This is a genomic window from Brevundimonas sp. NIBR11 (genome assembly GCF_027912535.1).
Lineage (GTDB): Bacteria > Pseudomonadota > Alphaproteobacteria > Caulobacterales > Caulobacteraceae > Brevundimonas.
On record NZ_CP115465.1, the window covers coordinates 2,096,406 to 2,109,918 of the forward strand.

Sequence of the window (13,513 nt, forward strand, 5' to 3'; positions counted from 1 at the left end):
TGTTCGTGCCCCTACGCGTTCGCCAGCTTGTCCATCTCCAGGGTCAGGCTTTCCGCCTGCTGGGCCAGTTCGCCCGAGGCGTTGAGGAGGTCATTGGAGGCCTGGCTGGTCTGGACGGCGGCGGCGGAGACGTTGGCGATGCTGGAGGAGACCAGCTGGGTGCCTTCGGAGACCTGACTGACGTTGGCGGCGATCTCGCGGGTGGCGGCGGTCTGTTCCTCGACGGCGCCGGCGATGGCCGAGGCGATCTCGGCGACCTTGCGGATGGTGTCGGTGATGCCGGCGATGGCGCCGACCGAGGTCTGGGTCGCGGCCTGCATGGCGGTGACCTGGGACGAGATCTCGTGGGTGGCGCGGGCGGTCTGGTCCGACAGGCTCTTCACCTCCGAGGCCACGACGGCGAAACCCTTGCCCGCCTCTCCCGCGCGGGCGGCCTCGATGGTGGCGTTCAGGGCCAGAAGCTTGGTCTGGCCCGCGATGTCGTTGATCAGGGTGACGACGTTGCCGATCTTCTGCGCCGCCTCGGCCAGGGACTGGATGGCGTCAGACGTCTTGTCCGCCTCGACCACCGCGTGCTGGGAGATGTTCGAGCTCTCGGCCACCTGACGCGCGATCTCGGAGATGGAGGCGGTCAGTTCCTCGCCCGCCGACGAGACGGTCTGGACGTTGACGGAGGTGACCTCGGCGGCGGAGGCGACGGAGGCGGCCTGCCGCGTGGTCTCCTCGGCCGTGCGGGCCATGCCTTCGGCGGTGGCGCGCATCTCGGACGCGGCGGAGGCGACGATGGAGGAAATCTCGGTGACCCGTTCGGCGATCCGCTTCTGGGTGGTGATGTCGGTGGCGTATTTGACGACCTTGAAGGGACGGCCGGAGAGGTCGAGGATCGGATTGTAGCTGGCCTGGATCCAGATCTCGCGACCACCGGCGCCGAAACGCTTGTATTGGGCGGCGTCGTATTCGCCGCGACCCAGCTTCTCCCAGAACATGCGGTACTCGAGACCCTGGGCCGTCTGGGGATCGACGAACATGGAGTGGTGGCGGCCGACGATCTGGTCGGCGCGGTAGCCGACGGCGGCGAGGAAGTTCTCGTTGGCCGAAAGGATGTTGCCGGCCATGTCGAACTCGATCACGGCCTGGGCCTTGTTGATCGCGGCGATCTGGCCCTCGAAATTGGCGGTGGCCAGTTTCTGGGCGGTGATGTCGGTGGCATATTTCACGACCTTGAAGGGGCGGCCGGTAGCGTCGAGGATCGGGTTGTAGGAGGCCTGGATCCAGATTTCGCGGCCGCCTGAGCCGACGCGCTTGTATTGGCCGGCGTCGAATTCGCCGCGCCGCAGCTTGTCCCAGAAGGCGCGGTATTGGGGGCTTGCCGCGTCGGCCGGGTCCATGAACATGGAATGGTGGCGGCCCTCGATCTGTTCGAGCGAATAGCCGACGGCCGAGAGGAAGTTGCCGTTGGCGCGGCGGATCGTGCCGTCGAGGTCGAACTCGATCACGGCCTGGACCTTGTTGATGGCGTCCAGCATGCCGTCGCGCAGGAGCGCGTCGGCGTCGGTCGCGGTGTCGTCTTCGGCGCGGAGGGCGGAGGTGAGCATGGCGGAGTCCTTGGTCAGGCCGCTTGGGCGTGGAGGGGGGCGTGAGGGGGTGTGAGGGTCAGGAACCGTTCGACGTCGAGGACCAGCATCAGCTCTCCGTCGAGGCGGTAGAGGCCGTCGCAGACGCCGCGCCAGTCGGGGCTGAGGGTGATGGGGGCCGGCTCCTGATCGGCGACGGCGAGCCACAGGACGTCGCCGACGTCGTCGACCTGAAGCGCGTAGAGTTCGCCGGAACGCTCGACGATGACGCTCATGTGCGGAGCGTCGGCGGGGCGCGGCGCCATGCCGAGTCGTTTGCGGATGTCGATGGCGGTGACGATCCGGCCGCGCAAGTTCAGGGAGCCGGCGACCTCGGGCGGGGCCAGGGGGACGACATCGATGCGGACGGCGGCGATGACGTCCTGAACCGACAGCACGGGGACGCCGAAGGTCTGGTCCGCGACACGGATGGAGACGAGGCCCTGGATGTGCGCGTCGGACATCAGGCGGCGCCCTTCATCGGTTCGAGGGTTTCCGAGACGGCGGCGAGGAGGCCCTCCCCCTCCCCGCTTCGGGCGAAGTCGGCGAGGCCGGTCGGGCTGTCGAGGCGGTGGGCGCCGAGGCCGAGAAGCGGCGTGGCGTGCCAGGACGAGGCGCGACCGAAGGCCTGGGCCATCTGGCGGGCATGGGGGCTGGACGGCGAGGTGTCGGCCAGGATCAGGTCGTAGACGGCGCCGTCGTCGTGGAGGGCCAGGGCGCGCTGGGGGTCGGCGGCGACTTCCACCGCATAGCCGGCCTGGGCCAGCAGCGGGCCGAGGAGGAGCTGGGTGAAGGGGCTCTGGTCCACGACGAGGAGGCGTTTGGTCGCGGCGGCGGCGGGCGTCGCGACGGCCTCGGCGGGCGCGGCGAGACCGACCTTGCGCCACCAGATCTCGACGTCGATCAGTTCGGTGGCGCGGCCGGCGACGACGAGACTGGCGCCCTCGGTGCGCGAAGGGCCCTCGACGATGTCGACGATCTCGTCGACCAGCAGGCCGAGGCTGCGGTCGTCGCGGGTGAAGACCAGCAGCGGACGCTTGGCGCCACCGTCGAAGGCGGCCGGGCCGCCGTCGGCCGTGATGATCTCCATCAGGGCGCCGCGATACTGGACCACCGACCGACCCTCGACCCATTCGATGGTGGAGGCGTCGAGCTCCTCGATACGGGCGACCTGGCCGAGGGGAGCGGCCTTCAGGGCCTCGGTCGCGGCGCGGAAGATGAGGAAGGGCTGGGTCAGTTCGACGGCCGTGGCGGCCTCGGGCTCGACCGCGTCGCCGCCGACGATCTGGGGCGCGCCGGCCTCCAGCGACATGCCCTTGAAGTCCAGGATCATGATGACCGAGCCGTCGCCCAGGATGGTCGCGCCGGAATAGATCTTGAGGTGGCGGAGGATGGTCGCGACGGGTTTGACGACGATCTCCTCGGTGTCGAAGACCCGGTCGACGATCACGCCGAAGGTGAAGGCGCCGACGCGGGCGACGACGATGCAGGCGTCGCTGCGCGGGGTCTCCGGCCCTGAGAGACCCAGCATGGTCTCCAGCGAGACGAGCGGCAGGAGGCGGTCGCGGAGACGGAGCACCGACGCGCCGTTGATCTGTTCGATGCGGCGGCCCTCGGAGCCGTTGGCGCTGACCAGTTCGACGATGGAGCCTTGCGGCATGGCGAACCGCTCGCCGTTCGACTCCACGATCAGGGCCGAGACGATGGAGAGCGTCAGGGGGATGCGGATGGTGAACCGGGTGCCGTGCCCCTCGGTCGAGGTCAGGTCGATGACGCCGCCGATCTTCTCGATATTGGTGCGGACCACGTCCATGCCGACGCCCCGGCCGGAGACGGCGGTGACGGCCTGCGCGGTCGAGAAGCCGGGCAGGAAGATCATCTGGCGCGCTTCGGCGTCGGTCATGGCCTGGGCCTGCGTCGACGAGATGAGACCGTTCGCGACGGCCTTGGCGCGAATACGGTCAGCGCTGAGGCCGCGTCCGTCGTCGGCCATCTCCACCACGATAGCGCCGCCCTCGTGACGGGCCGAGAGGGTGATGCGGCCGGTGGCGGGCTTGCCGGCGGCGAGCCGTTCGGCGGGGGTCTCCAGACCGTGGTCCGCCGCGTTGCGGATCATGTGGGTCAGGGGGTCCTTGATCAGTTCCAGGATCTGACGATCCAATTCGGTGTCCTGCCCGCTCGTGACCAGTTCGATCTGTTTGCCGAGGTCGGAGGCGAGGTCGCGGACCAGTCGCGGCAGCTTGGCCCAGGCCCCCGAGATCGGCTGCATCCGGGTGGTCATCACGCCTTCCTGAAGCTCGGACGTGACCTGGTTCAGACGATGCAGCGGTCCGGCGAAAGGACTTTCGGGGGCGCCGCGCAGGGTCTGGATCAGCTGGTTCCGGATCAGGACCAGCTCGGAAACCATGGTCATCAGGTTCTCGAGCACGTCGACGCTGACGCGGATGGTCTGGGCGGCGACGTCGGGCTCCGACGCAGGGCGCGGGGCGGAGGGTTCGGGCGCGGCGTCGGAGGTACGGGTCAGGAGGGCGGCGGTCGCGTCGGGGTCGGCCTCGAGCGCGATCAGGGCCGTGGCGACGGCGTCGAAGACCTGGCCGGTCTGTTCCTGAGTCAGGCGCGGGAAGGCGGAAGCGACGGCGGTGGAGAAGCCATCGTCGGAGACGCCGCGCGCCTGGGCGACGAGGCCTTCGCGCAGAGAGGCTTGCAGGCCGTCGAGGTCGACGCCGGCGAAGTGCGGGCCGATGTCGGGGTCGGCGACCAGGGCGCCGATGGCCGTCTCGCAGGCGGCGTCGAGCGTCGCCTCTCCGCCGAGCCGGTCGAGCATGGGGCGGGTCGAGGTCGCGGCGAGCGGCGCGGTCTCTCCGGCGAAAATGGCGTCGAGCCGGGCGATCAGGGCGCGGTCGTCGCCCTGGGGCTCGGTCCCGCTGACGGCGATGCCGTCGATGACCAGACGCACGGCATCGACCGCATCGAGGATGGCCGAGACCGCTTGTGCCGTGACCGGCAGTGTGTTGTCGCGAAAGCCGCCCAGCACATTCTCAGCCGCATGGGCGACGGTCTGGAGACGGCCGAGGCCGAGGAAGCCGGACGTCCCCTTGATGGTGTGGATCAGGCGGAAGATGTCGCCCAGCAGCGCCGGATCGTCGGGGCCCTGTTCAAAGGTGACGAGCTTGGAGTCGAGGGCTTCGATGCCCTCGCGCGCCTCGGCCACGAAATCCTGAATGACGTCGTCCAACGGTGTTCGCCCCAAAACGATGCGGACGCCGAAGCGGCCGATCTCGAACACAACCTATCCGCGCTTTTGGTTAATCGCGTCTGAATGAGGCAGTCGTGGCGGCCAGGCGCCGTTAACCAAGTCTTATCGCCGTATATCCTAAGGTTGTTTCAGAGGCCGCGCTATCGGTCTGGGGAGGAACCATGGCGGTCGACAAATCCATGAATGTGCTGGTCGTGGACGACTACAAGTCGATGATCCGCATCGTCCGGGGCCTGCTGAACCAGCTGGGGTTCGTCAATGTGGACGAGGCGATGGACGGGCCGTCGGCGCTGGCCCTGATCCGGTCCAAGGACTACGGCCTGGTGCTGTCGGACTGGAACATGCAGCCGATGACCGGGCTGGAGCTTTTGAAGGAGGTCCGGGCCGAGGACCGGACGAAGGCCCTGCCCTTCGTCATGGTGACCGCAGAGGCCAAGGCCGAGAACGTCGTCGCCGCGCGGCAGGCCGGGGTGAACAACTATGTCATCAAGCCTTTCACGCTGGCGGTGCTGAAGCAGAAGCTGACCACCGTGCTGGGCGAGCTCTGACATGAAGGCGCTGGCCGAGATCGAGGCGCTGAAGGTCGAGCTGGAAGGGGCGTGCGAGGCCCTGATGTCGGCGGCGCAGACAGGGCTGGAAATGGCGGCCGACACGCCGGTAGACGGCGAGATCGTCTCCCTGTTGTTCGCCGAGATTCTGGGCCTGTGCGCGTTTCAGGATCTGGCGGGTCAGAGGCTGGATCGGCTGGCGAAGCAGATCGCAGGCAGTGGAGCGGACGACCGACCGGACGCCCACCTGCTGAACGGTCCGGCCAACGGCGACGGTCTGGATCAGGCCGCCGCGGACGCCCTGTTCGACAAATGAGCCTGCCGACGACGCGCCTGGGCCTGAAGGGGGTCGAGCCGCTGATCGTGGACGACAACGCCCAGTCGCTGGAGGTGGTCACCGCGATCCTGATGGGGTTCGGCATCAACAAGGCGGTCAAATGCCAGTCTGTGGCCGAGGCGCGCGACATGCTGCTGTGCCGGGTCTTCGACCTGGTCATCGTCGACTGCGAGATGCCGGACGAGGACGGCCACGACCTGCTCCGCTACATCCGTTCGGACCCGCAGGGGCCCAACTTCACCGTGCCCGTTCTGATGATGAGCGCGGTGACGCCACGGTCCAAGGTCGAGGCGGCGCGTGACGACGGCGCCAACTTCACCATCGCCAAGCCGGTGTCGCCGATCACCCTGTTGGAGCGGATGCTGTGGATCGCGCAGAGCAGCCGGATGTTCATCTCCGACCCCGGCTACTGCGGCCCCGACCGGCGGTTCCGGACCGTGCCCTTGCAGGATGGCGTGAGCGAGCGGCGGAACGCCGACCTGATCCTGACCTCCAAGCCCGAGCGGGCCCTGTCGCAGGACGAGATCGACGGGCTGTTCACATGACGCGCGCTTCGACCGTCGCCTTCACGCCCAGGAACCGGATGGCGCGCATCCTGACGGGGCTGGATCGCAAAACCTTCGCCGAGCACGTCGCCGGGGCCGAGCAGGCGGTGCGGGCGATCACGCCGCGACTGGTCGAGAGCCTGGGCGGAGACGTCCGCCACCTGGTCGGTCTGTGTCGCCGGGGCGAGAGCGAGACCTTCGGCCGGTGTCGGGAGATCGGGCTACTGGCGCTTGGGGTCGTGGAGACGGCGCGGTTGGCGGGCCGGCCGGAGCTGGCGGAAACGGCCAGGGGGATCTGGGAGATGGTCGATGCGCTGGCCACACGCGGGGTCTGGCATACCGACGCCCTGAGGCTTCACGCCGACGCCTTGGCGACCCTGATGGGAATGGAGGGCGATGCGCCCGACGGGTCCGCTATCGCGCGGGAGCTGTCGAGAATGCGCGAAGCGATCGGGGCGGCGGTCGGCGCCTGACGTGGCGGGTCAGAACTCGGGGCTCTGGCTCGCCACGAAAGTCTCCCACGCCTCGCGCGTGGAGAAGTCCAGGCCCTGATCCCAGGCCGACCCCATATAGTAGGTGAAGGGCACGCCTGGCGTGACGCGCAGCAGGATCAGATAGTTCTCCGCGTCCTGGGTGAAGCCCTCGACCATGGCCGGGTCGACCAGGATGGCGATGCCCAGGCTGCCGTGGCCGGGATCCGAGGGCTCCCAGAACATCATCCGCCCGTGTTCCTGATCCCGGGTGATGAAGCCGGTCCCGGCGGCGTTGGTTCGCTTGTTGATGCCGATGGCGACGATCAGAGGCTCGGGTGAATCCGACTGCAGCGTCGAGGTCATGCGGGTGAAGTTCGACCCCATGGGCAGGGAGAACTCGCGAGTCTCCCACACGCGACGGACCACATCGACGGGCCAGGGATTGTAGTCGACGCTGAAGCGGGCCTCGTCGCCGCCCGTTTCCTCGATGCGATACGTGGCGAAGTTCCGGCTGGTCCACAGCTTGTTGTCGTACCAGACGCCCAGGCCTCCGGCGCCGCGCCCGCGCCCGACATCGTAGTAGTCCAGCCCCTCGCCGCGATCGACATGATAGCTGGGGAAGCGGAGCTGGCGGTCCATGAAGGGATAGCGGACGCGCTTGGCCCAGACGTCGATGCCTGACCCCGACGGCGGCTCGCGGCCCTGGAGCGTCGGGCCATAGATGCGGTGCGCGACGCGGTCGTTCTCCCACAGGATGTCGTCGAAGCGGTCGGGCGCGAACCGGGCGACGGCGCGCGGGACCTGTTCCTCGGCCGTCGGCGGCGTCAGGCGTTCGATGCTGGATGGACGGCCCAGGGCGGCGGGGTCGTAGGCCAGGGCGCGGGTCGCCGCCATCTCGGCCTGACGACGCGCCTGCTCCTCCGGCCCGACGACCGTGACCGGCGCGGGCGGGGTCGGGGTGGTGGCGGCGATGACCTCCGCGCTGTCGCGAGCCGGCTCGGCTTCGGGCAGGGACTGGGTCGAGCCGTTCAGATCGGCGATCTCGATGGCCGCGAGGATGTAGGTCCCCGAGGCGTAGAGGCCGGTGTCGGTCGGCTGGGTCGAAACGGGCTGGTCCCCGGTCTTCTGGGCCGCGCCGACGAGGCCGTTCGGCAGGACATGGGCGTTCAGCCCGGCCCAGCCCCTCTGGATCACCGGCAGGTAGGTCGCGCGGTCCAGCAGGCCGTGGTTCACGCCCCAGGCCAGGGCATAGACATAGAAGGCCGAACCCGAGGTCTCGGCTTCAGGATAGCTTTCGGGGTCGAGCAGGCTGGCGCGCCACAGGCCGTCGGACTGCTGCAGTTCGGCGATACGCGGGGCCATCTGCTGGAACATGTCGACGTAGAACTGGCGGCCGGTGAAGTTCGCCGGGACGCTCTCCAGCCAGCGGGCCAGACCGCCCATGACCCAGCCGTTGGCGCGCGACCAGTAGATGCGGTCGCCCGAGGCGTCGCGGTGGTTTTCGTCCTTGAACCGCTCGTCGCGCAGGAACAGCCGCTCCTCCGGGACCCAGAGGCGCTCGGCGGTGCGACGCCACTCCTTGTCGGCGGCGATCAGGTATTTCGGGTCGCCGGTGATGGCCGACATCCGCGCCAGGACGGGCGGGGCCATATAGAGAGCGTCGGCCCACCACCAGACCAGCTCCGGCGTTTCGGTCGGGCGGTTGAGGTATGGGACCTGCCAGTCCAGACGGGCGCGCAGCGGGATCAGAACGCCTTCCTGGCCACGCCGGGAATAGAGTTCCTCGTAGAGGTCGCCGATGGCGATGTCGTCGGCGTTCAGCATGGTCGGGCCCGAGCGGGCGCCGCGGACGCTGTAGTTGTAGTGTTCGGCCACGGCGGTGAGGAACCGCAGGGTCTCGGGGTCGTCGGACACGCGGGCCAGTCGCGCGGCGCCGACATAGAAGGTCGCCGCGACCCAGTTGGACGACATCTGCGAAAGGTTGCTGCCGGTCGACAGGGCCAGCGGCTCGCCGGCCATGGCCGCGATCTGGGACGAGGCGACATATTCGGCGGCGGCGAGCGCTTCGGCGCGCGACGGCAGGTGGGAGGGGTCGGTGTCCAGCGCCGGACGCGGGCGCGCCGTCAGCCATTCCGCCTCAACGCCGGGCGACAGGACGGGCGTGGTCTGGGCTTGGGCGACAGGGGCGAGCGCGGTCGTCGCCAGCAGGCTCGCGATGAGGGGCAAAGTGGCGCGGCCAAAACCAACTCGAGAAGCGAATGACATCGGTTACCTCCGTGACGGCTGCGCGTCTTGTTTTCACCCTACCGTCCGCTATCGTGAGACGGAAGAACAGAATGTGGGAAACGGCTTCACATCGTGTGCCGGTTCGCCCGCCCTTCGGAGGATCATCATGCACCGTAGAACCCTGCTTCGTCTCGGTCTGTCGGGCGCCGCGCTGACCGCCTCGCCCGCCTTCGCACACAGCCCCGGCCAGGGCGGGCCGCGCACGCTGAACGCCTCGGATTTCGGCGCGGTCGGCGACGGCGTGGCGATCGACACCCGCCCCATCCAGCGCGCCATCGACGTGGCGGCGGGACAGGGCGGCGGAGACGTCGTGCTGAATCCCGGCGTCTATCTGTGCGGATCGCTGTTCGTGAAGTCGGGGGTGACCCTGATCATCGGGCGCGGCGTAACCATCAAGGGGCTGCGCGACCTGAACGCCTATCCGACGGTCCGCACCCGCGTCGCCGGGATCGAGATGGACTGGCCCGCCGGCCTGCTGAACGTCTACCAGCAGCGGGGCGCGAAGATCACCGGCGAGGGTCTGGTCGACGGCGACGGCAAGGTCTTCTGGGACAGCTACTGGGCCATGCGGCGCGACTACGATCCGCGCGACCTGCGCTGGGCCGCGGACTACGACTGCCGCCGCCCGCGCCTGATCCACATCTACGACTCGCAAGACGTCGAGGTGTCGGGGCTGAACCTGGCGCGGTCGGGCTTCTGGACCGTGCACGTCTGCTATTCGAAGGACGTGAAGGTGTCGGACCTCATCGTCCGCAACAACCTGGGCGGACGCGGCCCATCAACGGACGGGATCGACATCGACTCCTCCGAGCGGGTGCTGGTCGAGAACTGCGACCTGTCGGTCAACGACGACGCCATCTGCATCAAGGCCGGGCGCGACTGGGACGGGTTGCGCGTCGCCCGGCCATGTCGCGAAGTCCGCATCAAGGACTGCGTCGTTCGCGATGCGCTCGCCGGCATGACCTTCGGCTCGGAGACCTCGGGCGGGTTCGAGGACATCGAGGTGTCGGGCTTGCGGATCGAGTACCCGGTTCCGCTGGGCATCTTCTTCAAGTCCGGCAGCACGCGCGGCGGGACGATCTCCAACATCCGCATCCGCGACGTCTTCATGCAGGACGTGGCGACCCTGATGCGGGTGAACCTGAACTGGTATCCGAACTACAGCTACGCCCGCATCCCGCCGGAGATCACCGAATACCCCGACTACTGGCGCGCTCTGGCGACGCCGGTGGAGCGGGAACGGGGCATACCGAGGATCCACAACGTCCGCGTCTCGGACGTGAAGGTGATCGGCGGCAAGGTCGGGTTCGAGGCCGCCGCCTATCCCGAGGCGCCGCTGACGGACTTCGCGTTCGAGCGGCTGGACTGGGATGTGCGGGATGCGGGGACGATCGCCAATGCGCGCGACTGGCGGTTCACGGACTGCAATATCGACACGCTGGACGGCAAGGGGCCGCGCGTGACGGACTCGACCGGCGTGACGGGGTTGCGCCCCGCCTAACTCCCCCATGGGTCAGCAAAAGAAACGGCCCGGAGCGTTCGCTCCGGGCCGAGTTTTGCACATGGAGAGGAGAAGTCCCTTGGGAGGAGGTCAGTACTTCCAGCGCAATCCCACAGCGATCTCGCGACCCGTGTGCCGGTAGTCGGAGACGCGATCCGCGACGTCGACGTAGCGGTCGACGTATTCGTCGGTCAGGTTGATGCCTTCCAGCGAGATCGTGACGCCGCTGTCGAACTCGTAGGACATCGAGGCGTCGATGTTGGTCGTGTCGTTCACGCCCTCTTCCGAGTTGCCGTTCGCGCCGGGGAAGGACAGCAGATACTGGCTGCGGTGAGCGGCCGAGACCCGCGCCTGGAAGGGACCGTCCTCGTAGTAGAGGGTGGCGTTGGCGGTGTTCTTCGACTGACCCGTCAGGCGGTTCTTGCCGGCCGTGCCGTAACCCACCTCAGAGTCGACGAAGGTGATGTTGCCGGTGAAGCCGAAGTTCGACCAGAAGCCCGGCAGGAAGGTAAAGGGTTGCTGGTACTGGATCTCGACCCCGTCCAGCGTACCGCCGTCGCCGTTGATGCGACGCGTGACCTGGAAGATGTCGGTCGGCTGCGCGGCGCCCTGAAGCAACTCCAGCGGCAGGCCCAGGGTGTTGTAGGCCAGGCCTTCGGTCACCGAGGTGATGAAGCTGTCGATCTCCTTGTGGAAGACGGCGACAGCCAGCAGGCCTTCGTTCTGGAAGTACCACTCGATCGAGGCGTCGTAGTTGGTGGCGCGGAACGGATTCAAGAGCGGGTTGCCGTAGGAAACCGTGCGCGTCGTCGGCGCGACCGAACCGCCGGGGGTCAGGTCGGCCAGGGTCGGACGCGACATGACCTTGGCGGCGCCCAGGCGGATGACGAGGTCGTCGCGCGGCTCGATGGCCAGGTTGAACGACGGCAGGGTGTCCGCGTAGTCGTTTTCGGTCGTGACGTAGTTGTAGGCGGGAACCCCGCCGACGGTCACCGTCTGCCAGCCTTTGGCGGTGACGTCCGTCGTGGCGTAGCGGATGCCGGCGTTACCGCGCACGACCCAGTCGCCCAGCATGGTGTTGAAGTCGGTCTGCAGGAACAGGCCCTGATCCGTCTCGTCGACCTCACGCTCGCTGCGGTTCTGGACCAGCGGATCGTTGTAGATGGTCAGGGTGCGCGCCAGGGCTTCGATGTCCGGCACGATAAAGCGGGTGGCCGTGCCCGAGGGCGCGTTGACGGCGCGAGAGATATCGACGACCCGGCCGACGCGATCGACCCCGACGATCCGGTCCACGCCGGTCGGGGTGGTGATGGCGCGCGCCAGACCGAACGTCTCGAAGGCGTAGGTGCGATATTCGCCGCCGCCCTTGATGCTGAAGGAATCGTTCAGGTCATAGGTCAGGGCGCCGGCCGCGACGTCGTTCTCGAAGTTTCCGCCGCCGTTCGAACGGGTGGCGTTCGTCAGGGTGAAGCGCGAGCCCGAGGTGACGTCGAAGCCGTAGTCCAGCAGAGGCTGGCGATTATTCTCGCGCGCGTCGTAGGTGAAGGTCGAGTTGGCCCCCGTTTCGAAGCGGTAGGCGACGTTCAGCGGCGTGCGGGCTTCCGACCGGTTGACGCCCAGCTTCAGCGTGCCATGCAGGCGGTCGGTGAAGTCGTGACGGGCGTTCAGCGAGGCCTGGTAGAAGTTCGACTCGTTGCGGGTGAAGCCGTTCTCGGCCGCCACGATCATGTTGTCGAAGACGCCGTACGAGAAGGCGTTGCGCGCGGTGTCGATCTCATAGGCGCGAACGACGACCTGGTTCACGGCGGCGCGGCTGAACGACCAGGCCTCCATGTTGGGGCTCTCGGTCTCGGAGTTGAAGCGCGACCACAGGAAGTCGAGGTCGACCTCGGTCGTCTCGCTCGGGCGCCATTGGAGGGCGGCCGTCATGCCCAGACGATCCTCGAAGGTCTCGCCCAGGGTGTAGCGCGGGATGCGCGGGTAGAAGGCGTTCAGCACCGTGTCGCGCTGGGCCGTGGTGGTGCAGGGAATGCAGCCGCCGAAATTCTGCCCAACGCCGTAGGGGAAGATCGCCGAGGGGTTGGTCGGGCGCGTCGGGTTGGCGTTCCCCTGCTGCCAGCGCGTGGTGTTGAAGCTGCCCAGGATCGGGGCGCGTTCCGAATAGGCGACCGACACCAGGGCGCCGAAGGTCTGGTCCTCGCTGGACCAGCTCAACAGACCGGCGAGGCGCGGGATCGTGTGCTCGGACAGATCATTGTACGAGGCCTGGGCCGAGAGGGCCGAACGGAAGCCGCTCTCGTTGAAGTCCAGGGGACGTCCGGTCTGCAGGTCGACCGTGGCGCCCAGCGAACCCTCTTCGATTTCGGCCGACTGCGTCTTGCGCACGCGGATCGAGTTGAACAGTTCGGACGCGAACATCGAGAAGTCGAACGAGCGGTTGCGGTTGCCACCGTTGGCCGCCTGGGCCTCCAGGCCGTTGATGCGGGTGCGTGTGAAGTCCGAGCCCAGACCGCGCACCGAGATGGTCGTGCCCTGACCGTTCACGCGGTCGATGGTTACGCCCGGCAGGCGCTGGATGGCCTCGGCGAGGTTCTGGTCGGGGAAATCGGCCATGTCCTCGGCGAGGATGGCGTCCACGGCGCCGGCTTCGTTGCGTTTGATCGACAGGGCGCGCTGCAGCGACGAGCGGAAGCCGGTGACGACGACTTCGTCGACCTGGGTCTCGTCCTGCGCGGCCGGGGCGGCGGGCGCCGACGCCTGGGCCGAGGCGATCTGGGGCGATAGGGCGACGGCCAGCACCGCGATGGCGGACGCGCTGGACGCAAGCGTGACGTGGCTGGACCGGCTCATAGTGTCTTCTCCCCGCCCGGCGCTCATGGCACCGGTGTCATTAGTTGATATGGTGTTGCGGCCCTTGGGATCGCAGTCCGTTCCACTTTCTGCAACAGCTTCTC

At 68.0% G+C, this 13,513-nt stretch carries 10 protein-coding genes; 5 read left to right on the top strand and 5 right to left on the bottom strand.

The genetic code is table 11. The features are described from left to right. Positions 1-11: 11 nt before the first annotated feature. Genes O5O43_RS10655 through O5O43_RS10665 form a run of 3 tightly spaced genes read right to left on the bottom strand, consistent with a single transcriptional unit; the run spans position 12 to position 4,899 of the window. Positions 12-1,595, bottom strand: a complete 1,584-nt coding sequence (locus O5O43_RS10655; protein ID WP_271083861.1) for a PAS domain-containing methyl-accepting chemotaxis protein — start codon at positions 1,593-1,595, stop codon at positions 12-14. Positions 1,596-1,609: 14 nt separating this feature from the next. Further along, entirely contained in the window at positions 1,610-2,077 is a 468-nt protein-coding gene (locus tag O5O43_RS10660) for a chemotaxis protein CheW (protein WP_271083862.1), read from the bottom strand. Then, positions 2,077-4,899 (bottom strand): hybrid sensor histidine kinase/response regulator, encoded by a 2,823-nt coding sequence (locus O5O43_RS10665; protein ID WP_271083863.1) that lies wholly within the window; start codon positions 4,897-4,899, stop codon positions 2,077-2,079. The genes O5O43_RS10660 and O5O43_RS10665 overlap by 1 nt, the downstream gene beginning before the upstream one ends. Before the next feature lie 131 nt (positions 4,900-5,030). On the opposite strand from O5O43_RS10665, the gene O5O43_RS10670 reads away from it, so the two are divergent. From O5O43_RS10670 to O5O43_RS10685, 4 genes are read left to right on the top strand one after another with little or no spacing between them, the layout of a single operon-like run. Beyond that, the gene (locus O5O43_RS10670; protein ID WP_271083864.1) at positions 5,031-5,417 is read left to right on the top strand and encodes a response regulator; all 387 of its coding nucleotides are present in this window, start codon (positions 5,031-5,033) and stop codon (positions 5,415-5,417) included. Position 5,418: 1 nt separating this feature from the next. Continuing rightward, complete coding sequence (locus tag O5O43_RS10675) at positions 5,419-5,733, top strand: hypothetical protein (RefSeq protein WP_271083865.1); 315 nt, start codon at positions 5,419-5,421, stop codon at positions 5,731-5,733. Continuing rightward, entirely contained in the window at positions 5,730-6,299 is a 570-nt protein-coding gene (locus O5O43_RS10680; protein WP_271083866.1) for a response regulator, read from the top strand. Before O5O43_RS10675 ends, O5O43_RS10680 begins: the two co-directional genes overlap by 4 nt. After that, positions 6,296-6,772 (top strand): hypothetical protein, encoded by a 477-nt coding sequence (locus O5O43_RS10685; protein WP_271083867.1) that lies wholly within the window; start codon positions 6,296-6,298, stop codon positions 6,770-6,772. Before O5O43_RS10680 ends, O5O43_RS10685 begins: the two co-directional genes overlap by 4 nt. A gap of 9 nt (positions 6,773-6,781) precedes the next feature. Here the strand turns inward: O5O43_RS10685 and O5O43_RS10690 are convergent, their stop codons facing one another. Further along, positions 6,782-8,998, bottom strand: a complete 2,217-nt coding sequence (locus O5O43_RS10690) for a glycoside hydrolase family 88 protein (protein ID WP_271083868.1) — start codon at positions 8,996-8,998, stop codon at positions 6,782-6,784. A gap of 166 nt (positions 8,999-9,164) precedes the next feature. Here O5O43_RS10690 and O5O43_RS10695 point away from each other — a divergent pair, with 166 nt between their 5' ends. Further along, positions 9,165-10,559, top strand: coding sequence for a glycosyl hydrolase family 28 protein (locus O5O43_RS10695; RefSeq protein ID WP_271083869.1), 1,395 nt, complete (start codon positions 9,165-9,167; stop codon positions 10,557-10,559). Positions 10,560-10,649: 90 nt separating this feature from the next. On the opposite strand, the gene O5O43_RS10700 is transcribed toward O5O43_RS10695, so the two are convergent. Beyond that, the gene (locus O5O43_RS10700; RefSeq protein ID WP_271083870.1) at positions 10,650-13,409 is read right to left on the bottom strand and encodes a TonB-dependent receptor; all 2,760 of its coding nucleotides are present in this window, start codon (positions 13,407-13,409) and stop codon (positions 10,650-10,652) included. Between the last annotated feature and the right edge of the window lie 104 nt (positions 13,410-13,513).